12 protein-coding genes are annotated in these 24,265 nt (G+C 49.6%); 1 reads left to right on the forward strand and 11 read right to left on the reverse strand.

Translation table 11 applies throughout. The annotated features are described in order from the left end of the window. Nucleotides 1-8 precede the first annotated feature (8 nt). The 7 genes from BMZ54_RS19050 to BMZ54_RS19080 form a co-directional block, all read right to left on the reverse strand. Nucleotides 9-8,924 (reverse strand): Ig-like domain-containing protein, encoded by an 8,916-nt coding sequence (locus BMZ54_RS19050; RefSeq protein ID WP_089915470.1) that lies wholly within the window; start codon nt 8,922-8,924, stop codon nt 9-11. Nucleotides 8,925-8,998: 74 nt separating this feature from the next. Further along, nucleotides 8,999-10,294, reverse strand: a complete 1,296-nt coding sequence (locus tag BMZ54_RS19055) for a DUF4302 domain-containing protein (RefSeq protein WP_089915473.1) — start codon at nt 10,292-10,294, stop codon at nt 8,999-9,001. Nucleotides 10,295-10,315: 21 nt separating this feature from the next. Next, a complete protein-coding gene (locus BMZ54_RS19060) occupies nt 10,316-11,224 on the reverse strand; it encodes a zinc-binding metallopeptidase (protein WP_089915476.1) in 909 nt (302 codons plus the stop codon). A 28-nt stretch (nt 11,225-11,252) separates the two neighbouring features. Beyond that, nucleotides 11,253-12,704 (reverse strand): RagB/SusD family nutrient uptake outer membrane protein, encoded by a 1,452-nt coding sequence (locus BMZ54_RS19065; RefSeq protein WP_089915480.1) that lies wholly within the window; start codon nt 12,702-12,704, stop codon nt 11,253-11,255. A gap of 12 nt (nt 12,705-12,716) precedes the next feature. Further along, complete coding sequence (locus BMZ54_RS19070; protein ID WP_089915484.1) at nt 12,717-16,382, reverse strand: SusC/RagA family TonB-linked outer membrane protein; 3,666 nt, start codon at nt 16,380-16,382, stop codon at nt 12,717-12,719. 508 nt (nt 16,383-16,890) lie between these two features. Then, nucleotides 16,891-17,910, reverse strand: coding sequence for a FecR family protein (locus tag BMZ54_RS19075; RefSeq protein ID WP_143081069.1), 1,020 nt, complete (start codon nt 17,908-17,910; stop codon nt 16,891-16,893). Nucleotides 17,911-18,028: 118 nt separating this feature from the next. Then, nucleotides 18,029-18,619, reverse strand: coding sequence for an RNA polymerase sigma factor (locus BMZ54_RS19080; RefSeq protein WP_089915491.1), 591 nt, complete (start codon nt 18,617-18,619; stop codon nt 18,029-18,031). A 281-nt stretch (nt 18,620-18,900) separates the two neighbouring features. Here BMZ54_RS19080 and BMZ54_RS19085 point away from each other — a divergent pair, with 281 nt between their 5' ends. Continuing rightward, nucleotides 18,901-21,345 carry a carboxylesterase family protein gene (locus BMZ54_RS19085; RefSeq protein WP_089915494.1) on the forward strand — a complete coding sequence of 815 codons (2,445 nt, stop codon included), beginning with the start codon at nt 18,901-18,903 and terminating at the stop codon, nt 21,343-21,345. Between the two features lie 212 nt (nt 21,346-21,557). On the opposite strand, the gene BMZ54_RS19090 is transcribed toward BMZ54_RS19085, so the two are convergent. The 4 genes from BMZ54_RS19090 to BMZ54_RS19105 form a co-directional block, all read right to left on the reverse strand. Then, on the reverse strand, nt 21,558-22,232 hold the full coding sequence (locus tag BMZ54_RS19090) for an immunoglobulin domain-containing protein (RefSeq protein ID WP_089915497.1): 675 nt from the start codon (nt 22,230-22,232) through the stop codon (nt 21,558-21,560). 285 nt (nt 22,233-22,517) lie between these two features. Beyond that, nucleotides 22,518-22,910 (reverse strand): hypothetical protein, encoded by a 393-nt coding sequence (locus BMZ54_RS19095; protein WP_089915500.1) that lies wholly within the window; start codon nt 22,908-22,910, stop codon nt 22,518-22,520. Between the two features lie 468 nt (nt 22,911-23,378). After that, a complete protein-coding gene (locus BMZ54_RS19100; RefSeq protein WP_089915503.1) occupies nt 23,379-23,654 on the reverse strand; it encodes a DUF5952 family protein in 276 nt (91 codons plus the stop codon). Nucleotides 23,655-23,847: 193 nt separating this feature from the next. Next, nucleotides 23,848-24,222, reverse strand: a complete 375-nt coding sequence (locus BMZ54_RS19105; protein ID WP_089915506.1) for a hypothetical protein — start codon at nt 24,220-24,222, stop codon at nt 23,848-23,850. Nucleotides 24,223-24,265 lie beyond the last annotated feature (43 nt).

The following is a 24,265-nucleotide window of genomic DNA, read 5'->3' on the forward strand; positions in this document are numbered from 1 at the left end:
GTTTTACATTACCGGATCAGGTTGATGGCGCCTTTCTTTTCTACCATGGTTCCATCTGTCAGCTGCAGCTTGCACACATAGATGTATACACCTGACGGTTGCGCTTTGCCTTTGTACACGCCATCCCAGCCTCTTGTCTGCGTATTTGTTTCAAATACTTTCTCGCCCCACTGGTTAAAGATCATGAAGTGAATGTCCTTGATGATATAACCATACACGCGCAGCACATCGTTCAAACCATCACCGTTCGGTGAGAAGGCATTGGGGATGAAGATGCCGTCCGGCAGGGTTTTACCGCTTACCGGTGCGGAGATCTTGTCTTCACAACCTTTGGCTTTTACGATCAGCGTTACTTCCTGTGCAGGCTGTAAGCCGGATACGGTGTGTGTTAAGCCGTTAGGTCCGGAGGAAGGCTGCGTCCAGTTTGAACCGGCATCTATGGACACTTCATAACCGGTGGCGTTAGGTACGGCCGCCCATTTGAAGCGGATCATATTTACGCCGATGGTATCTATTTCCGCTACCGGTGTAGTGAGCTGCGGGAATACGGTTACGAATGCACGCTTGCGCGTGGCGCCCGTACAACCATCTTTTACGGCTTCTACATAATAGCTGTTGGTGGCGGTGATGTTGGGTATTGTTAAGCTGGTACCACTGCCCAGGAGCGTGCCGCCGGTTGCGGCGCTGTACCAGTTATAAGTGGCGTCTGCATCCGGGTTCTGTACATCAAAGGTTACATTGGAGCCGGCGCATACGGTGAGGCTGTCTTTTACCAGCGCTACAGCAGGTGCTGCATTTACCGTTACCGGTAAGGTGGTATCGCCTATACAACCTTCTGCGGCTATGATGCTCAGCTTCACATTGTAAGTGCCCGGTGCATTGTATTTCTTCAGCGGGTCTTTTATGGTAGCAGTATCGCTGTCACCAAATTCCCATTTCCAGGAGCTGATGCCTACGCCGTTGGCGGTGGTAGCAGTACCACGGAACTGCGCGGTATCACCCACACAACCGGAGTATGCTACGGTAAAGTCAACCACCGGTGCAGCTATTACCTTAATGGGCAGTATGGTTTCCAGGCTGTTGTTACAGCTTTCTATGGTAGGATCCGTCATCACAATGGGCACATAATAGGTACCCGGCGCGCTGAATACATAGTTACTGTCTACCACAAAGCGGAAGTATTTACGGCCGTTCACGATAGAAGAATCAACCGGCACAGGGTTCTGCTGCGTTACATCCCTGCTGGAGGTAAGGTTAGCCACCTTGCTGAACTGCCAGGTTAAAGTGGCGGGCTTCAGCGATAACAGCATAGAGAAGCGGAACGGTGTTTTAGCGCAGGTATAATCATTGGCTATGCCGCTGCTGTCGTATACGTTGTTAAAGGATGGCCTGCTGTTCAGGTTCTTCACCAGCGTACCGGCATTAAACCCATAGCTTTCCACGCTGCCCAGGCCATAGGTGATGGCGGTAAAGGCGGAGTCGCTGCTTACCGTACACTGGGCCTGTTCTGCATCCCAGCGTTTTATTACTACCGTATAGCCGGGCCGGTTAGGATGCGCATATACATGGTCAAAGATATTGTTGCCATCTATGAGCAGGCTGCTTACGCCGGCAGTAGGTATAATGAGCGTTAAATAGTTCACTTCAATTGATTCCTCTGTATTGCGGTACAGACCTACTTTATTAATACCCTGCTCAATGGGGCTTATGTAGATCATTTCCGGATCGCCCAGGCCGCCGGTATTATCGCAACCGCCTGTGGACGACATATACTGTGCTACCATTACCGGCTGATCGGCCGTAATGTAATCGGCACTGTCGCTATAGTATTCGTAGTAGCGTTTGTTGATCAAACCGGTGAGGGTTACGCCATTCCTTTTTACAATGGTGGCGGTATCTTTTACCAGCACGCGGTAAATATTGGTCATGAATGTGGCCGGATCATCATCTGTGGATGTGGGTGCAGTGAGGTAATTCCTACCCCATGCCTGTGACGGGAAGTTCTGCTGGATGAGGTTATCACCACCACCTTCCGGACCGCCGCAACCAAAGCGGGTACGGCTGCTGCCGGAGAACACCGCTACCGGGTAACACTTACCTGCGGAGTTGGATACGGATTTAATATGGCTGCCGCTAAGGTCATAACCATCAGAGCCGGATTTCAGCGCGCCTAATACCTGGTACACTTCACCTTTGTTCAGCGTTACGGTAAAGGGCACATCTGCTACACGGCCACCCAGTGAAGGGTTAGAGGGTGTGATCTCTACTGCGGTGTTATCATAATCCGCTATTATATAGAACCAGGAATAAGTATCTGTTCCATAGTTCTGTTTAGATTCCAGCGTGTAATAATCATATGCATAGGTACCTACCGGTAACAGCATGGTGGCGCCGGATGATGCGCTGCCATAGATATGCGCGTAGGCTACAATGGGCACATCACTTTCTATGCTGATGCCTTTATCTGACCAGCCTTCTGATAACAGGCGGGCATCTGACAGGCCTGTTTTGGGGATCAGGTCACTGCTGATAACTGTATTAGCCGGTATATGGTATTGTTTTTCCCATGAGGTGCCGTTAATGCGCACCACTACATTGGCGCTGTCTTCTGCGCTCAGGTACAGCACCATATCCTGGCTGTTATCACTGCCAAAGAACTGGTGGTGGCCATACCCTACCCAGAAGCGGGTACCCCTGTTGGAGCTGTCTGCAGGCTGTATCACTGACGGCGGATCAGGCAGGTGGCCTTTAAGACCGGTGAACTTGTTCAGGTAATTAAGGCTGGTATCTGAGATAATGTTGTAGGCATCTATCACTTTACTGCTATCATTCACCACCCAGGTATTGGAGGTATCCACGGTTCTGCCTAAACGAATATCTGCCTGCTTCTTAAAGCGGCCCTGCCAGGAATCCACGTAGTATTGCTGGATGCCAAAGCTATAAGGCTGCGGCGCGGCAATTTCTGTATAGAAGTACATGAACTCTTTGGAGGTATCTACCTTGGGCGGTATTACGCCGGAGTACCTTCTTACGGAAATGGTATCCGGTACAGTGGGGCCCCAGGTTACTTTAGTTACGGTATCGGTACCGAACATAAAGGTCTGCGTTACACCGGGCGCCGGGGCGGCAGGTGTGGCAGGCAATACCGGCGGCAGTACCGTGGGTAAAAATTCATATGCACCCATATCCGGTACGCCTCCTATGAGGGTAGTGGGACGTGGTTTGTAATTAATATCACGGTCGTTGCCGGGCACCTGTACACCGCGGCCATGTATGGCCCATACATCCGGTACTGTGATGGCAGGCGTCAGGGTGCTATCGTCTGTAAAGGCGGGTTTGTATACAATGGAGCTTATATCAAGGTCCGCGTCATCGCGCCATTGCTGTAAGGAGCTGTAATCCGTGCCCGCGGACACCAGTGTTGCACCAGTGGTGTACAGGGTATTGTAATCGCTGTTGAAGTTATCCGGGTCATACGGGAAGTACATGGCTTTACCGCCGGCGATGTGCGCAAAAATGTTGTTGCGCGCTTTCACGGCTGCATTGGGGCTAAAGTATGCTGCAGCATTGGAGCTGCCGGTGCCGGCAGATGCGTTCTGTACGCTGTTGTTGTAATAGTTAACGTATTCATCACCATAACCATACAAGCCATAGGCAGTGCTGGCAGTGGTTTTAATACTTACTACGTTGTTCACAGCATCTATGTAACTGCTGTAATAGTTTTCCAGGCCGTACAACGAACCGGTGTTGCCGCTAATGGCTTTTATTTTATTGCCGGTTACTTTACCTGGCTTCAGGGAAGTACCATCACTATAGTAAGTATAAATACCGTAAGTACTGGTAGTGGTGCCGCGTATGTTCACCGCGTTGTTGCTCACTTCAAAGGCAGTATCGCTGTAAGCGGTATAAATACCGTAGGAAGTGTTGGCGCGGGGTGCTGTAATGTTGATGGTATTTCTATTCACCTTTACACTGTTGGTGTAATAAGTGTAAATGTTATACTGGTAAGCGTTATTGACTGTATTGCTGTCTATTACCAGGGCAGATACATGTTCTGCATCGGAGGTACCGGAGATCCAGATACCGCTGCTGCCGTTGTTGATAGTATTGCCTTTGATCACGGTTTGTACACCTTTCAGATCATCTGCATAAATACCCACCACACTGGTAGTGCTGCTGGTTACAGCGGGCGCTGTTACAATACAGTTCTTAATGCTGTCGTAAGAGCTGGTGCTGGCCAGCTCTATGGCACGGCCATTGGTAGTGCCGTTTGATTTTATAGTGATCTCCTTATAGGTAATGTAATTGGCGCTGTCCAGCTTCAGCACATAGTTAGCGGAGCTTGTTCCGTTAAACGTTAAGGTCACGGAAGCGGCTGCATGGTCGCGGCTCTGGAAAGTAACGCGGCTGGTATCTGTGGCGCCGGGTACTTTGTGCATGCGCACCTGTTCTGTGTACGTGCCGGGGTAAGCGTTAAAGGTTACCCAGCCGGCTATACCGCACTCCAGGGCTGCTACGGCCTGTGTAAATGACTGGAAGTTGGTAGCGCTTACCGGTGCTGCCGGGTTAATGGTATAGTTCCCGGACAACAGCGGTGCATTCATGTTCACGTGTGCGGGTATGGAGTAAGCTGTATCCCCACCGCAGATCACCAGGCAACGGAAGTAATTCTCCATTGTCAGCTCGGTCTTGTACTCTTTCACATAGCGGGTTTCGCTGATGGCGCGCCATGGGCCGGTGGTAGTTTTACCGCTCTGCCATACATACGTTTGTCCGCCACCGGTAGTGTTACCGGTGAGTGTGAGGGCGATAGTGGCGCCCATACAAACATTGGTTGCGGGGTTGGCTACGGCTGTTCCTGCATTGGGTGGCGCTACGCAAGGCGGTATGGTTATTTCATACGCGCCCATATCAGGCTTGCTGGTGCTGCGCACAACCGCCAGTATGTCGTTGGTAATGCCTACCGGTGTGCCGGTATTATCCAGCGGGGCTATTACCGGGGCCAGGTTACCGTTCGGCATATCGGCATATACCGGGTCTATGCTAATGGAATGCTCATCCTGGAAGTTAGCGGCTTTCCAATCGGCCAGCGTAGCCTGATTACCATTGTAGTAAGCAAAGTAATTCTGGCTGCCGCCACCTTTCACATAGATGTCGTTATAGTCGGATGTAAGATCTGTATTGGTGCCGCTTACATAAATACCATGCTTGGTGCCGTTACCGCCACGGGTAATGGTGATGATGTTATCGAAGAAACGTACTCCGGCTACATCACCTGCTATATAAAAACCTCTTGCAGCATCGCTGGTAGTAGCGGCAGCGTTATCCAGCGACACGGTATTATGGTAATAGTAAGTATTGTCTGTATAGTAGTTGTTAATACCGTAAATGTAACCGTCATGGTTAATGCCGTACACTACGTTATTGGATACCATGTTCTCTGCTCCGCCATTGGCATTGGTGTACTGGATATACAGGCCATGGAAATCGCTGGTGCTACCGGCATCGCCACCAAAGGGGTTAAAGATGCGGTTACGGGTGATGAGCAGCTTGTTGCTGGCCTCATAGGTATTGATACCACTTACGGTATAGCTGCTGTTATCGCGGGTGGGGCGGCTTATGCTGTTAGCTTCTACCAGCGTATTGTTGGTATAGCTGATGCGGATACCGGCTGCGTAATAATCCTTCACCGTGTTATTGGTGATCTTGTTATTCAGCAGCATCAGGTCCTCATCACCTACCAGGGTAATACCGTAATAACCACCGGTGATGGTGTTGCGGTCAATTACGTTGGCATCGCAAAGGGTGGCGCCGGAAGTGGTGGCATCATCATCTGCTGCATTGATCACAATACCGGCATAATCTTCATAAGAGCTGGTAGTGGAGGTAATGATCTCGCACTTGCGGATGGTGTTGCTGTCGGCATTGCTGATCAGCTGTATACCATAACCGTACTCGCCGGTGCCGGTGGCATCCACCTTCAGGCTATCAAAGATCACATGATCTGTACGGCGCAGCTTGATCACCGCTCTTTCATCTGTATCATCAGAGCTGAAAGCGATGGTGTTGCCATTACCTTTAAAGGTTACCGTGTTAATGGCTGATGCACCGGGAATAGAATCCAGGATCAGCTGCTCGGTATAAGGCGTGCGGCCTGCTACCACATTAAAGATCACCGGGCCTGCAATACCACATTCCAGTGCGGATTTGGCGGCTGCAAAGCTCAGGTAGTTCTTGGGCGTGTTGGCAGGGGCTGTTTTATCAATGGTGTAGGTATCGCCGGGTAGTGCCTGCGTTACGGTTAACAATACGGATGTTGAATAAGCCGTATTGCCGCTACAGGTTACTGCTACCCGGTAATAGGAGGTAACAGATGCTACGATGATGGTATCCGGGTTGGTAAGCGGGCTGCCCAGGTTCGTGAACGGACCTGCGGCTGCATTGCCTACCTGCCATTGGTAAGTTTGTGTTAAACCAACGGAGTTACCGGTGAGGCCCAGGGCCACGCGGCTGTTCACGCACACCGGTGTGGCGCCTACTGTGGCGGTACCTGGTGTGGGCGGCACGGTACAAGGCGGCGGCGTAAATTCATACGCACCTACATCCGGCGTGGTGGCGCTACGGGCTGCATTATTAATATCGATGGTAATACCAACCGGCATACCCTTGTTATCAATAGATGCATTTACCGGGCTGTAATTGCCGGTAGATGTGGACGCATACATGGGATTAGAGGCCAGCGAACCGGCATCCTGTGTGCTGGCAGCCTGCCAGTTGGCCAGGGTGGCCTGGTTGGCGGAGAAGTAGCCGGTGAAGGCATTGGCTACGCCCGGTGCAATAAACAGGTCGTTCTTATCAGATACCACCGTGCTGGTAGTATTGCCAAAGTACAACCCGTGTTTGGGACCAGGGCCGCTGCGCGTGATGGTGATAATGTTGTTGATGAAATTAATACCATCTATACGGCTGGAAGTAACGTTAAAGCCCCGGGTTACATAAGAGCTGCCGGAGGAGCTGCCATCCAGCGCCAGGGTGTTGTGATAAAAATATACGTTATCGGAGCTGCTGTTATAGAAACCAAATACACTGCCGCTACCGCTAAGGTTATAGATAAGGTTATTGCTAACGATGTTTTCCAGGGAGCTTAATGCATCCACACTGGACAGGTACACGCCGTAAAAATCATCTGTGCTGGTGGGGGCTCCGCCAAACGGATCGGTGATACGGTTCCTGCTGATGCTATCCTTGGTATTGAGGTTGGTGAGGTAGATCCCGTAAAAGTCCGACACATCCGTACGTGCGGGGCGGGAGATAGTGTTACCACTGATCAGCGCATTAAAGGAATAGCTGAGATAAAAGCCATAGTTATAAAAATCCTTAATGGTGTTGCCGGTGAAACGGTTATTGCCGTTGGCAAAGCTGTTACTGCCTACCAGGGTTACACCGTAATAGCCACCGGTAATGGTGTTATTGCTGAAGGTGTTGCCATCGCATTTGGCATCGCCGGTGCCGGTGGCATCGGAAGCGGAAGCGCTGACAACTATACCTGCAAAGTTCTCTGAGCTGGAAGTGGTGTTAATGTTGATGGTACAATTATTCACCACGTTGGAATCAGCGTCGTTCAGCAGCTGCACCCCAAAGCCATATTCTGTGGAGGTGCTGCCGGCTGCGGTGATGACCAGGTCATTAAAGATGATATGATCCGCCCCATCGAGCTTGATCACTGCACGCTGGTTACCGTTGGTGGAGGTATATGTAAGCGTTTGCCCGTTACCGTTAAAGGTAACCGTGGCATTGGCGGATGCGCCGGGTACAGGGGTCATGTTCAGCTGCTCCGTATAGGTGCCGCTGCCCGCTGCTACGTTAAAGATCACATTGCCGTTAATGCCGCACTTAATGTAGTTATAGGCATCGTTAAAAGAGTTAAAGTTATGCGTTCCCGTAGGATCGGTGGGTTGGGCTTTGTTAATGGAGAAAGTGCCGGATACCAGTGTGGGCGATGCTACCTGCACACTGGTGGAATTGGCGGATAAGCCGCTGTTGGCGCAGGTTACTACGCAACGGTAATACGTGCTGACGGTTTGTTTGGCGGTGATACCGGCGGTGGTATCATTGGGAATATTTGTCCAGGTGCTATTGTTAGGAGAAGACTGCCATTGATACTTTAACCCGGAAGCCACGGTGGCGCCGGTTAAGCTCAGGTTAAAGCTTTCATTTAAACACACGCTGCTTACGCTGGTTACCGCGGTACCTGCATTGGGCGTACCGGTACAGGCGGATGCAGGCGTCCAGGTGAAAATGATGTTCGGACGGGTGGTAGCTGTGCCGGATGTATTGGTGGTAGTGGTGCCGCACAGGCTACCCAGATTGTCCGATACATAGGAACGGGAGCCATTGAAGGACAAACCGGTTGTCCAGGGAATGCTTGGGTTGGTGGTGTAGTCATCGCCGCCGTTACAGGCTTCTACGATGATATTATCTGTACCATTCCAGAAGAAACCACTGGTAAATGTAAAGGCGTTGATACCGGTTATGGGCTGATAATCTACCGGACCGTATACCGGGCTGCCGGTATTTTCCCAGCTGGTGGTGCCCAGGGTGGTAATGGTAGTAGCAGCGATCTTAAGCGCATACTGTTCTACAATGCCTGCACCATTTAAGTCCGTTACGTTAAATTTTACGGCGGAGATCATACCGGGGCCCATACCTGCGGCTATCAGCTCAGAGGCTCTGTACAGGTATTGCGCACGGCTGCCTTCATAATAATCCTGTATAGGGCAGGGATAAGAGTAGCCGGAACCATTGCCGGTGGTGCCGGTGCCAATGCTGATATCTGTTTGCGCCACAGACCGTGAGGCGAGCAACAGCAGGCAGCAGAAGAGCGGTGCTATTTTAAACAGCGGTGTAAAAATGTATTTTCTCATAAAGCAAGTTTTTCTCAAGATGATTCAGGTTGATAATGCTTATAAGTTTGAGGGTTATATGGAATAGTTGTTTGTTAACGAAACCAGCTTATCCAGGCCTTACCATCCTTTGCACTTACCATATCGTAGGCTTTTGGGCCTGTTTGTACCAGGTAAAAGCCGGCGGCATCCGTCATCTTGCGGAGGGTGCTCACCAGGGGTGTGGGATCTTCCGGAAGATTGCCATAGGCGTCTAAAAATGTGAAATTGACGCGGCCGTCAGCAGCAAAAGCGGGTTTGCTAAAAGCGAGGCCGTAGCTGAGCTGCGACTGTGTAGCACCGGGCGGCAGGGTTACGATGCCCTGGAAGTCAGGAGTTCCATTAATACCGGAAAAAGCCGGCCAGTAGCCCATAAAATAAAAGTCGGGCAGCTGCGTGATCTGGTACGCATCATCTACCCCATTGTCATGGAAACCATCCGGGCTAATCCAGTATTCCTGGTCCAGGCCCTGCTGCCACCAGCGGCGTGCAGCGGTGCTGTCTATTACCAGTGGTTTGGCAAAACCGGCAATAGTAAAGTCAGTACCTTTCAGCGTTTGTGTGCTCTCGTTCCATACAATATTTTCCAGGCCGGTAATGGTATTAACGCCATCTGTAAATGCAGGTGAGAATGCAATGCCGGTGGCCGTGTAGTAAAAACCTACTTCCACGCTTTGCAGCACGCCATTGGCATCTTTCCAGGTGAAGGTGATGGTATGCGCGTAGATATTCACCTTTATCTCATACTGGGTGCTGCCAACGCTGATGCGTTTAAAGTAGGTGAGGAATCTGGTGATGTTCTCAAAAGCACGGTTCCGTTTAAGGTTGTAATAATCCTGCTGTTCCTGCTGGGTAGCTTTTATGAGATAGGCTTTGCTTTTATTAAAGCGGCCGGTTAATAATACGGTATCACCGGACATACCATTCAGCGCAAACTCAAAATCAGAGCCTAAGCCCTGGCCATATGCGCCGCCATTTACACCGCCATCCGGATCACTGAGCACATGGATGTAAGAGTAGGTATCAAATAATAAGCTGGGCTGCTGTAATGCTTTTAAACGGTAGCTGCTTTCCTTTAACGTGATAGAAGAGGTAGCGTCAAAGTCAGAGAACATGGCTACGCGGTTGGAATCATTAAACCGGCAGTAAAAGCTGAATACACTGTGCGGTATGCCAGCCGGGTAGATCAGCACTTTCCAGCCGTAAGGCGCGCCGGTTAAGGTTTGCTGGTATTTATTAAGCGTATCGTTAAGCCTTTCATCCGGTGATTTTGGGAAAACGGGATCGTCCTCCTTTTTACAGGCGGTGAAGGTGGCGATGATCAGGAAGAGATATAATAAATATTGTTTCATAATGCTTGGTTTATGTGTGCCTTAGTACAACAGCTGGTCAATGGCTTTCCGGGTTTTGGTTTGCAGGCTGTAGAAATCTATTTTCCATACTGCTTTAAAGTAGTCTACTACCATTGCTTCCTTTTTACGCAGGCGGGCCTGGGCTTCTTCCTGCGGAATGCCGTTAATGCTAACACCGGGCGGAATGCTGTTCACGATCTTTGTAAAACCTGCATTACCTTCTACCAGCATGGTGGAGATCATTTCCACAAAATCCTCATCGTAGGCCGACATGGCATAAGCGGTTACAAATCCGTCCCGGCGGGCATCGTAGTCGGAAATATTGTTCCAGTTACCGGTATATAAACCGGCTGTAATGCGCCTGAACTCCTGCGGGTACATAGTGGTCTGGTGCAGGATGTGCCCGAACTCATGCTCTATTACATGGAACATTTGTTTTACTGTGGCGGAATCGCGGGGTACATAACCGGGCATGCCTTTGGTGCGGAAATCATTCAGCAGGTATAACACCACTTTACGGCCGCCTTCTGCGGTGCCGAGTGTTATAGTGCCGTTCTCATTCCAGCTGGCGCTGCCGGAGAGGATGAAGAACTTAGGGCTGTATTTTTTGAAGAAGATCTCTCCTGCTTCATCCATGTAGGTATCTATCCATACTTTCTTAATGGCCGACATTACGGGTATCACCTTTTCTTCCTTGGGCGGCACCAGGGTTTTGTTCAGCTCAAACTCAAACTGGTCCCATTTATACTTTACGGCAATGTTGTAAGGTTTGGTGATCGTATCATACAACCATTGATCCAGCGGGCCTTTTACCCAGGTATCGCCACCCAGGCCGGGTATATCGTCTATGGTACTCAGGTCATCTTTCTTGGAGCAGGCTGCCAGGAAAGCGATGGAGGCGAAGAGCGCGAGTATTTTTATTGATTTCATTCTTTATGCGTTTATGTGTGGCACACGTTTACCTTGGATTTAATGCAATACCGGAGCTGGTGGCAGATTGCGGGATCTGCAGCACACGGCGTTTATCATCTGCAGTAAGCACCAGCGTTTGCCCGGTGACGGTATAATGCGTTACCGGCATTTTGTAGCGCTGCAGATCAAACCAGCGCATGCCTTCCTGTATGAACTCTGCCCGCTTGAAATCAAGAATGGTCTGGATCAGCGCGGTCTTTACATCACTGATGCCATAGTAGTTCCTGATCTTGTTAACGGTGAGTATGTGGGCGGAGGAATTGTACTGGCTGATCCTTTTGCTGGCAAACAGGTTCAGATCCTGCAGCACGGCATTGTTGTTTCCCAGATAAACATTGGCTTCTGCCCGGTTGAACAGCACTTCCTCTGTGGTGAACAAAGGCGTCATTACATAGGGGTCGCCTATTTCTGCGTTCACAGATGCTTTTACAAAATATTCGCTGAGCTTAGGTACAAAGTAGTCCTGGTTGCCGTAGTAGTATACGGGGTATATATAGCGGCCGCCGGTTACATTGTAGGTAAGTATATTGATCTCATGCGCATAGTCAAGCCCATAACGGTAACGGGCGCCGTAACGGCCGTAAATGGATGCGGTTTCTGCCAGCAGCAGGTTAGCATTTTCCGTGGCCAGGGTATACTGGTTCCACAGCTGCTCCGGCGACATGCTGGCGTAGGTAGTGTTCCAGGGCCGCAGGTTAGGCCCAAAGTTGTTATTGGGAAATACCTGGTTGGCGTAGCTCAGCACCTTTTCATAATCTTTCTTAAACAGGTAAAAGCGGGTGGCAAAAGCGTAAGCGGCAGCCCGGTTGAAGTGATAACGTGGAACTGTATAGGCATCATCGCTGATAAGGGGCAAACCTTCCAGCAGGTCTTTTTCTATCATCTCATAGACGTAGGCCACCGTCTTACGCTCATATTGTTTAGTCACTACGGTTTCCGGCACCGTTACATAAGGTATGCCCGGGTCGGAAGCGGCTGTAGCAGCATCATAAAATTTAGAGAAGAAGGTTACCAGCATAAAGTGGGCATAGGCGCGGGCTACCAAAGCCTCGCCACGCTGGCGGCGGTAGGCTTCTGTATTGCCGGCTTTATCGCAGGCTTCCAGCGCCAGGTTAGTGGCGGCAATGGCTTTATAACAGGCCATCCAGTATGCTTCCGGCGAATCTTCCTTATCGTTGCGTACATCCTGGAAAAAGAAGGGATCTTCATTCACCCGTTCTGTTTGCCCCACGCCCTTGTCGGCTACATTGTCCGACATGGCTTCGCAAAAAGTGATGTAGCTGGATTTCGGATAGGCGGTACCTAACAGGCGTGTTACCTTTTCAGGTGTGCTGAGGTCCGTCCACGTGCTGTCCGGCACCTGCTCCAGGTATTTCCTGCAGCTGGTGAACATTAGCAGGCCGGCTATCACAGATAAGATTATACGTTGTTTTATCATCTTGTCCTCTTTTTATATTCCGACTTTTAATGAAAGCGTAAATTGTTTTTGTATAGGCTGCGCCACCCCGCCGGAGTTAAAGAATTCCGGGTCCTGCCCTTTCAGCTTCTTATCTGCATAAATGAGCCAGGGATTGATGGCAGCGGCAGTGATGGCGGCATTGCTTAAGCCAATGCGCTTGATCAGCGGCTGCGGCATCTGGTAGGTGAGCGATACTGTTTTTAAGCGGATGAAATCACCTTTAGCTATTCTTTCTGTTGAATAGTTGTAGTTATTGTAAGGGTGAGAGCCGCTGAACACCAGCTGCTCAAAAGCATCTGCAATGGAGGGCACCTGTGTGGCCTTCTGATCGCCGGGCATTACCCAACGGTCATAAAATTCCCTGGGCATGGCATCCAGGTCAGTGTAGGTGGATTTAAAGGCCGGGTACAGGCGGATCTTGTTACCCCACTGGTACGTGAAAAATATATTCAGGGAAAGCGCTTTATAATGGAAGGTGTTGGAGAAACCACCGTTCACCGGCGGATCTACCGGGCCCGCATATACGAGGTATTGCGTGTTCAGGTCCTGCAGGTATACATCTGATTTATTTTCGCCATGCTCATTCACGAAGGTGGGCACGCCGGTATTGCTATTCAGGCCGTTGTATTGCAGGGAGAATAAGCTGCGCACGGGATACCCTTCCTTATTGCCGCCTTCTGCTACTACCAGGTCAAAAATGGAGGGTATGTTCTTCGCATTGGTGATCTTGTTGGTGTTGTAACCGAAGGTCACGTTGGTACGCCAGCCCCAGTCTTTGCGGCGGATGATCTCCCCTCCTACCATCAGCTCCACACCTTTGGAGCTCATATCTGCGTAGTTAGCGGCCTTCATTGTTTCGCCGCCTATACCGGAGGTTTTGATAATGCTGATGAGGTCAAAGCTGCGGCGGGTGTAGAGGTCCAGGTTCACGGATAAACGCCTGTCAAATAAACCTGCATCCAGCCCCAGGTTGGTGGTGTATAATTTCTCCCAGGTAAGATCATCGTTCTGCAGGTGCGATAAAGCGATCACGGATTCCACTTCGTTCAAATGCGGACGGTTGGTGTTAACGGTTTGGTATACGATATTGGAGTTGGTGGCAGGCCCCATACTGGCCGTCAGGCCGTAACTGGCTCTCAGCGTCAGGTAGTCAACCACGTTTACCCTTTGCATAAAAGCTTCCCTGTCCACATTCCATGAGCCTGCCACGCTCCAAGTAGGTAACCAACGCGCCTTGCGGGACTGCCCAAGGCGGTTAGACCCATCGTACCTTGCCGTGCCTGTGAGGTTATATTTACCATCATAGGCATAAGTACCGGTTGCATAAAAAGCCGCAAAGCGGTCATAGTCTTTGCTCATGCCGTAATAAGGAAAATTTCCTTCTATGGTTTGTTTCAGGATACGGTAGTCAATGAAGGGTACACCTCCGTTGTTGTACTGGTAGCCGTAACCGGTGTTGGATGATGCCTGACGGTCGGCATACTTCACCTGCTGGCCTACCAGCACATTCACGTTATGCTTATCTGAAAATGTATTGGTGTACGTTAAGCTGTTGCGGAAATCGTAGTTCACCAGCTGATCTTCCGAACGGTTGTAAAAGCCGCCATAGGGCAGCACTACAATAGGCTGACCGTCCGGATTATCCGGATCGCGGTACAGGAATTTGTTGCTGGCTGCAATGGTGGCATTGCCGTTAGCGCGGTAGGCATTGGCCATGTTGGCATTTTCCGTGATCTGGTGCTCACGGGATGACTTTACATACCGTAACGCACCTACGAACTCATAACGCAGGTGATCATTGAGCTTAAAGGCCAGATCGCCCTGCAGGCGCAGATCGATCATGTTCAGGCTCAGGTAGTTGTTCTGCAGCTCGTTAATGATGTTGAAGGGGGCAAAGTTCCTTCTGAAATATTCCAGGTTGCCCTGCTCATCATAGGCAGTTAAGGTACGGCTGGTATTCAGGGAATAGCTGAAAGGGTTAATATCAAACTCACGGTCATACTGCCCTTCTACCGGGTTGCTGGTGCGTGACAATGCACCGGGAGCACGTTGCTGGCGTACAGAACCTAAGGTGGAGAAACCGGCTGAAAGCCGGTCAGAAAATTTATAGTTATTGCGGTAGTTCATGGTATACCGGGTGACCTTATCCCCAATAGTCCAGCCGTTATCACTGTAATAGCTGGTGGAGAAATAGGACTGCGATTTTTCCGTACCGCTGGAGATGCTGATGGAGTGTTCCTGTATAAAGTTGTTCCGGAACAGGAGGTCAAACCAATCGGTGTTGGTTTTGCCGTAGCGCATTAAAAAGGCGCGCAGGGCTTCCGGGGTATTTTCCAGCGGAATGTTGCCGGCATCGTCCCCGTTCAGGCGCTCGTACATTTTGCCGAACACGCCAACATCGCCCCGGGAAAGGATGTTGGAGCTAAGGATGCCTTTGCGTTCCAGCTCACCCAGCACAGACATTTGCTGTGCGGAGTTCATGATATTAAAATTGCTGTAGGTAGGTTTCAGCTGTGTGCTGAAGTTGCCCGTGTAGGTTACTACGGGTTTGCCTACACGTCCTTTTTTGGTGGTGATCACCACTACGCCGTTCATGGCGCGCGCGCCATATAACGCCGTAGCGGCGGCATCTTTCAGGATGTCGAAGCTTTCAATATCATTGGAGTTAAGGCCTGCAACGGCGGAGCCCAGCAAGGTGGTAGGGTCACCGCTGGACAGCTGATCATTGGATATGTTCACCACATCTTCCAGCACCACACCATCTACTACCCACAGGGGTTTGTTATCCCCGTTAATTGAGGTTGCGCCGCGTACGCGTACTTTAGGCGCAGTGCCAAATGTACCGGACACGTTCTGGATGGCCACCCCGGCAACGCGGCCTTCCAGCATACGGCTTACATCCACCATCCCGTCCATCTTGGCATCTTCCATTTTCAGGCGGGTGGCGGCGCCGGAGAATTTGTTCTTATCTATATTCTGAAAGCCGGTTACCACTACTTCATTTAAGCGTGTAGGCTTTTCCGTTAATTGTATGGCCAGTGTTCCGCCTTTGTAGGTGGCCAGATTAAGTTCCTCCAGCTTATAGCCGGTGCCGCTGAACACCAGGATGGCATCGCTGCTGATGCGTTTAAATTCAAACTCACCTTTTTCATTGGTCATGGTACCGCGGGAGGTACCTTTTACCCCGATGGAAATACCTACCAGCGGCTCTTTCTTTTCAGAGGTTACCACGCCTTTTACATCAATGGTTTGTTTCTGCTGCGGGGTGGTAATGGCCCTGATGGATAAGGTTCCTTCGGGGCGTATTGCTTTCCGGTCGCTTTTACGGATAACGACGCGGTCATATACTACGGAGTAAGAAAGTGCGTACGGCGTAAGCAGCTTATCCAGCAATGTACCTACTTTTTCATCGTGTGCGTGCAGGTTTACGCGGTTGGCTTCCAGCGCTTCGGTATTCACATATACAAAGGATATGGAGGCCAGGTCTGCAATCCTTTCCAATGCATCTTTCAGCACTACATCTTTTAATTCGATCGTGATCTTTTTGTCGAGCGCATTTTGCGCGCTCTTTACGCCTGCTGCGGGGCTTTTCATCACGCCCAGCAGGAGCAGGAGTACCAGTGATAATTTTAAGTAGAGCGTCTTTTTAATGCGCATGTTTCACTTTATTGTATATTAGTATTGAGTACAGCTGGCAGGGCATACCTTCTCCATTAGCGTTCCGTTGGTTGTTCAGAACACTTGTACCGTTAAGGAAATAGGATCTCCGTCCCGGACTTCTGAAAGTCCAGGCAATAGTTTAACGGCTGTAAAACAGCGTAACGTTTTTACGGATTATTAACCTTGTAAAAAATAAGTTGGACTAACCGGGTTGCGGTTGTCGTAACAGCTCCATCATTTGATTAGTTTTTTTGGTTGACTCTAATTCTCTGTATTACTTCTATTATGCCACTATGGCTGGTTACCGGGCAAAGAAAGCCCATTCCGGTTCGTTCAGGAACCAGACAACAATAGATTCTCTGCAAAACAGGGTTCTTCTGTTTGGATTAACCTTGTCTTTTAATGGTTACCCCGGGTCTGACAATAGGGAACTCTTCATACTGGCGATTAGTTTGGTTTTCAATTCAACTAGGTTTCTTCTACTGTGTTATTTGCTGTAACTTTCTTATAAACAGCTGCCACCGGTTATTGTGTAGCTGTTGACACTACTGTCCTTACGTATGTTCGCATTTAAAGAGATCGCAATCAAGGTAAGCGCTTTATCTATATCATCGGTTGTACTAAAATCTCCGTTAAATACACAATGACGGATCTTTTCGTGGGTAATGATGGTGGTATTATAATACCGTTCCAGGTCACTGACCACTTTATCCAGCGTTACGCCTTTATACATGAACTTACCGGAGCGTTTTTGCGCATAAAAGCGGGCATCGTCTTCAGCATCCAGCATTTGCAGCTGGTCGGTTGCTTTGCTGTATACTGCACTTTTGTTGGCGGTAATGATCATTGCCTGATCCCTCCCTGCGGTTTGGCCTTTTGCCTGTACCTGTACGCGTCCGCTTACTACTACTACCCTTGCGGCACCGGCATCCCTGGCTTCTATATTAAAAGTGGTGGCCAGCACCGTAGTATTTATGAGAGAGGAATGAATAACAAAGGGTTGTTTATCATTATGCGCTACCTCAAAATACGCTTCTCCTTTTAAGCTTACCTCCCGCGTATCTTCACTAAAGCTTTCCGGATATTCCAGTGTGGAACCGGGTTCCAGCGATACCAGCGATCCATCCGGCAGCTTTATTGTTTTACGTTCCTGATTTGTTGCTACCACCTGTGGTTTAACAGACTGGCGGGTAAGGGTATAAAAACCAATACCTGCTACTAGCAAAATGGCTGCTGCCGCTGCTGCCCATCGTGTATAGATCCTGGCCGTATTCCTTTTTGGTTGTGAAAGGTGTGGCGCGGGTATATCCATATCCCGGTGAATGCGCTCTAAAAGATCTTCTGCAACTTTCCTGTCGAGTGTATGTTTTACAGTCTCCAGGTCAGTATTGAATTCTTCTGCGGCTAATGCTTCAAGCTCTGAAAGATCGTTCTCATCCAAATACTGCAGCATCCATTCTTTCTCAGCAATCGTCCATTCCTCTGTATGTAATAAATGCCTGAGATATTCCTTCCTATTGTGCACGCTGTCGGTTGTTTAATTTAAATACAATGAAGTGTAAAAAAAGGGTGGGTGTTCCTTCCAAAAATTTCATATATTATTTAGAATAATACGAAACAGGGTGTTCCTGATGTGCAGACCTTCACCAGTCGCGGTTCAGGAAGAGAAGGAATAACAGCACATACCTGTGTTCTGCGTTCTTCTGGATGTAGTCGTTGAGTTTAACCATGGCTGCGGATAGGTGTTCTTTGACGGTGTTACGGGAAATATTAAGCTCATTGGCTACCTCCTCATAGGTTTTACCTTCCAGCTTACAAAGGGTTACAATACGGCGGCGCTGGGGCGATAGTTCTGCAATGGCCTGCTCCAGTAAATGGTATTGCACTTCCTGCAGGGCTTTACGGTCTGTTCCGGATTCTTCGCCCGGAGCAAGGGCCAGGAGCTTCTGGTGAAAGGTTTGTTCACGCAGCTTCTTGCGGCTGTAATTCACAGACAGATTAAAACTGATCACAAACAACCAGCCTGCTACTGACTGCGATGCCCTGATCTCTTGTCTTTTTTCCCACAGCTTTATAAAAACCTCTTGTAAAATGTCTTCTGCAACTACTGTCTCTTTCACGAGCTTCAGAATGTTGCGATAAACTACTTCGTGATACTTCCAGTACAGGGTATCAAACGCGGCTACTTCATTTTCGTGTAACCGTTCTACTAATACTGCATCTAATGTGTTCATGTCGGCATTTGGTTGTAAAAGCAGTCCCGCTTCCCCCAAAGCATTGTTCCCTCTTTTTACATCATAAAATAGTGACAATTCTGATCACTTTATAACAAAAACTTAAATTAAAATATTTGCAAATGTGCTTTGCGTTGATAAGTATGTCCTTCCAATTCCGGGATAACACTAAAGTTGGGTGCGGGACGGCAGTGCGTTCAACCCTGGAAATGACCGTTTTCCCCAATTATTGTTAAATAAACGGCCTATTGCCTATTTTGAACGGATAAACCGTTGAATTTATGATAAGAAGGACCCTATTACTATGGATTTTTTTCCTGGTATGTACTTTATCGTATGCCCAGGACCGTTACACTTTTACCAGGGGGCTGATCAGCGGCCCCAGTCATCAATACGGGCGGCAGGCGCTGTTCACCGACCAGCTGGCCTACCTGTTATACACCGGGCAGCTCAGCACACCGGCAGCCGGTGGCAGCGTACCTGGTTTGGATAACACGCCGGGCAGCTGGCAACCTATTGAGGCCGACAGCGCTGGTATGTTCAAAGGCCGCCTTATTAATAACGGATACCTCTACCTTACATATAATGCGCCTGCGGCACAAACAGCCGTGCTGAATATTTCCGGGCACCAGATGGTGTATGTGAACGGGGAACCGCATGCCGGCGATATTTACCGCTATGGCTGGATGTATACGCCCGTGCAGCTGAAGAAAGGGCTGAACGAATTTTATGTGCGCACGGCCCGCAGCTTTGGGCGGCAAGGCATACAGGCGCAGCTGCTATTCCCGGTTAAACCGGTGTACCTGAGCACCGCCGACTCCACCCTGCCGTTTATAGTAAGCGGTAAAGCCAATACGGAGCTATGGGGCGCAGTAGTGGTTATTAACACCAGCAAACAAGCCCTGAAAGGATTACAAATAACTTCCGGCATCCAGGGTAAAGAAGTGGTAACTACCCTGCCGGACATTGCGCCCATGACCACTCGCAAAGTAGGCTTTAAAATGGATGCCAGCCAGCTGCAGCAGAAAGGCACCGCCTCCTGCGCACTGACACTAACGGGTAGCAATAAACGAAATATAGATCAGCAGAACATCACCCTGCAGGTAGTGAACCCCGGCGACCATTATACCAGCACCTTTGTGAGCCAGATAGACGGCAGCGTACAATACTACAGCGTATCGCCGCAGGAAGGCAGCACCGGCAGCGCCCCTGCCCTGTTCCTTTCCGTGCATGGTGCGGAAGTACAGTCCATAAACCAGGCCCGCGCTTACAAGCAAAAAGACTGGGGTGTGCTGGTAGCGCCTACCAACCGCCGCCCGCGCGGCTTTAACTGGGAAGACTGGGGCCGGCTGGATGCGCTGGAAGTGCTGGATATTGCGAAGCAAACCTTCTCCCCTGACCCGGCTAAAATATACCTTACCGGCCACTCTATGGGCGGGCATGGCAGCTGGTACCTGGGCGCAACCTATCCCGGCAAATGGGCGGCCGTGGCGCCTTGTTCGGGTTACCCAACCTTAACAGGTTACGGATCTGCCGACGGGCTGATACCCGACTCCCCGAAAAACAATACGGAAAAGATCTTGCTGCGGGCCAGCAACCCCAGTAATGTGCTAAAGCTGGCAAACAATTACAAAGCGGCCGGTGTGTATATATTACATGGTGACAGCGATAAAGTAGTTTCTGTTGAATATGCACGGCAGATGAAACGTGTGCTGTCCGGTTTTCATGCTGACTTCAGCTATTATGAGTACCCGGGCGGCGAGCACTGGTACGGCGATAAGTGCGTGGACTGGCCGCCGCTGTTCCAGTTCCTGCAATGGCACACCATTTTGCCTGACAGCAGCTGGCAGCATATTGATTTCACTACGGCCAACCCGGCCATATCCTCCGGCATGCGCTGGGCGCATATTTTGCAGCAACAGCATTCGCTGGAATACAGCCGTATACAGCTGCACCGCAGTGAAGACCACCGCAGCATAACCGGTACTACTGATAACGTAGCTACGTTAGCGTTAGACCTGAAAGATATGCCTGCGGGTACTATTACGATCACGCTGGATGGCACTCCGCTAACGATCACGAAATCAGACACCGTAATTTATTTACATAAACAGGCACAATGGGCGGTAGGCGTGTTGCCTGCTGCTACGGAAAAAGGCCCGCAACGAAATGGCACCCTGAAAGAAGCCTTTAATCACCACATGGTATTTGTGTACGGCACCAGCGGCAATGCTGCAGAAAATGAGTGGGCGTATAATAAAGCCCGCTATGATGCAGAAACCTGGTACTATCGCGGCAACGGCGCCGTGGACCTGGTGGCTGATAAAGATTTTAAGGCTGCGGCCTACCCTGACCAGGGCATTGTTCTATACGGCCATGCAGGCAGTAATAAAGCATGGAACGCTTTACTGAAAAACTGCCCTATCCAAGTGAACCGTGGGCAGCTGCAGGTGGGAAGCCAACAGTACACCGGCGACGCGCTGGCGGCCTATTTTGTATGGCCGCGGGAGGATAGTAAAACCGCCAGTATTGCCGTGATCAGCGGCACAGGCATAACAGGGCTGCATGCCGCGGAAGCAAACCAGTATTTTGCGGGCGGCAGCGGGTTCCCGGATTATATGATCTTTAACGCAGAGCTGATGAAAGGCGGGATTGAAGCGATTAAGACGGCGGGGTTTTATGATAATGAGTGGCGGATAAAAGAAGAGGAGCAGGTTAGGAATTAATAATTAACGATTAATAATTAATATACTTTCTGCGATATTAAATTGTGCTTTTGGGTACATTGAATTATAATTCTGCTCCCGGACAATGCTTGCTTAGTACGGCAGCCTGCATGGGTAAATAAGTAGTTGTTCCATAACTGCATTCTTAAATATACAAGGGTTCATCTTCTGTGCACAGAGGATGAACCCTTGATCTTTATTATAGCAATTACTTATTGATACAACCTTAGCTTCCCGATCAGCGTTTTGCCTTCCGGTGTGGTTACATTCACAATGTACACCCCATCTGTATACCGGCCGGATAAACGGAAACGTTCGCCTTTCAGCACTTCCCGCTGCATTTCTTTGCCCTGGCTGTTTTGTACGGTGAGCAGGCTGCCATCCCAGTTCTCCCTGCCTTGCAATAACAGCTCGCCGGTTTCTGTGTTGGCGGTTAATTGCAGCTTTACGGCTTTGGCGGGTACATCTACATAACCCACATCATCACCAATGGCCTGGCGGCGCTGGCAGTTGCTAACGGTAACAGTAATGGCATCGCGGCCCCGTTCTTCCGTATACAGCTCTGAAGCGGCATAATACACGGTGGTTTCTGTAGGATTCACCTTAAAGGTGCTGCCGGTGTGTAATAACCTGCCTCCTTTAGGAGCATCGTACCACAGTGTTTCGGGAAAAACATGGCCAGAGGTGGCCATCAGCACGGCGTTGTCGCCCGCGCAGATGCTGAATTGCTCATAAGGGATCTGCAGGTTCAGCTCATTGGTCCAATTGGCATGCGTTAGAACGCGGTGGTTGTTGGTACCCTGGGCATTGGCAAGGCAGGGGCTGGTGAGGGCCAGCAGCAACGCGGATATTAAACGCACAGCGCTGCGATTAAATGAATTTTCCATGATATTAAATAATTTAAACGGGGCTGCTAAAAGGATGCTTTTGTATCAGACAGAGCGAATAGACTAATAACGTTTCAATTGTTTTGGCATTTCATATTCTGTGGAATGGTTAAATCTTACAATGTGCATCTTTTTAACGGTCGCAATAAAAGTGTAGCTAATTTAAGAAGATTTATAACACCAACCACCTACATAAACGGGTAGGTTTATAAAAAAGAGGTTACAAAACGAAACGGCCGTATCATATCTGATACAGCCGCTATATTTTTAATTAAACCGGTAAAATTATGGTTGTGATTCTACCAGCACAATCTTTACGGTGACAGCCGGAGGCGGGGTACCGGCGGTACCGCTTACGGCCTGTGATTCGATGGTAAGGCTGCCGACGGTATGCGTATAAGAATAGCTATAACCGGCATATACCTCAGGAATAGCTTCAAAAGTACCGCCATCGCCGGATACGGATACCACTATTCCAAACTCCTGGTTCACCCGGTCTGTTATTTCGGGCATGCTAATGGTTACCCCATAACTTTTTCCATCGTTAAGCAGCTTCCAATCACTAGCAGCGATATCGGTTTGAATGGTTTGGTTGGGGGTAACATACTCGTACTTCTTGGTACAGCCAGTGATCCATACGCTCATCACTAACAGTGGCAAAAATAGCAATGCTTTCATACTGTGAATTTTAGTTATACAGGAAGATTCTAGTATGTTATAACAAAGACAATGCCGATTCTTGGTGTTTGCTGGATTAGTGTTCCTTCTTCGGACTGTACCCAGGCTAAGACAATGCCGATTCTCGGTTTGCTGTTGTAGAGGACTTCTTCTTGCAGGTCCAGCTCCGGACTGTACCCAGGCTAAGGCAATGCCGATTCTTATGGTGCCCGTTGTTTTAGAGGACTTCTTCTTGCAGGTCCAACTCCGGACTGTACCCGCCTGTACGTGCATACATGATGCGTTGAAGGGCGTATCAGCACAGGAGTGCTATGGAACGGTATCAAGCGCATGACGCCGGGAAAGGTCCGTCGCTTGGACCTGCTGCGAAGGTAAGTTGCACGGGTATGCAACATATCTATACAGGCGGACAGGCAATAGCCGGATAGGCGAATGGGCTGGCGCCAGTCAATGGTATGGGTGCAGGATTCAATCCATTGCAAAGGCGGCATGGTCAATGACCTCTTTGATGCCTTCAGTGTCGTCTACCTCTTCAGCGCTGCAAATGAATACGGGCATGCCGGTATCCAGGTCAATGACTTTTTTGAGCTGAACTACGATGGGCTTGAAGTGCTGGCTGGCTATAAACATGTATTTGTCTGTAACCCTGGGTAGTGCATTTACGATGGTTTTGAGAGTGCGGGCTACCAGGATGCCGGTTTCATTCAGCAATTCACAATTAATGGTAATAGTATACCTGTTCATAGGTGGCTGGTTTTTCAGGTGAAACGGTTAGTGTACGTTTAACAATAATGGTCTTTTGTTCCTGATTATTCTGTTAGCTAAAACTAACAAAAAAAGGAGGACATTACTATTCCTCAAAATAGTATTATCGTTAATTCTTTCCAGCCGTATCCCTTTCCAGTAGCTGCTATTAGCAGGCATACCCCTATTTTCCCTATGACGGATGCGCCGGCAGCGTGGTTACCAATTGTTTACGTTTCCTGCTTTGGGAGCGGGTACTATGCGATTGTGTAAAAGGCTGCGGGGCAGCCGGGGAGATTGCCAACACCTTTTGCGGCTGTTTTTCCGGGAGGAGCACCCCTATCACCCCTGATTGCATGCAGGAAAGGTCTGCGGAAGTGTACACCTGGCCGTTACCGCCTTCATTTAAGTAACGTATCTGCAGCACCATGATGGTGGTAGCGTTCTTTTTATGCGCCAGCTCCAGCACCGGTAACACGCCTTCCTGCAACGGCGTGCAAGCCACAGCTACAGCGGTTTTATGGCAAATACCTGCTTCAAGGTCCACTGATAATGCTGCTACCTGCACCTGTATATGTGTGGCAAAACGGGGATGTTTGAGCAGCTCATTC

Source organism: Chitinophaga rupis, from assembly GCF_900109685.1.
Lineage (GTDB): Bacteria > Bacteroidota > Bacteroidia > Chitinophagales > Chitinophagaceae > Chitinophaga > Chitinophaga rupis.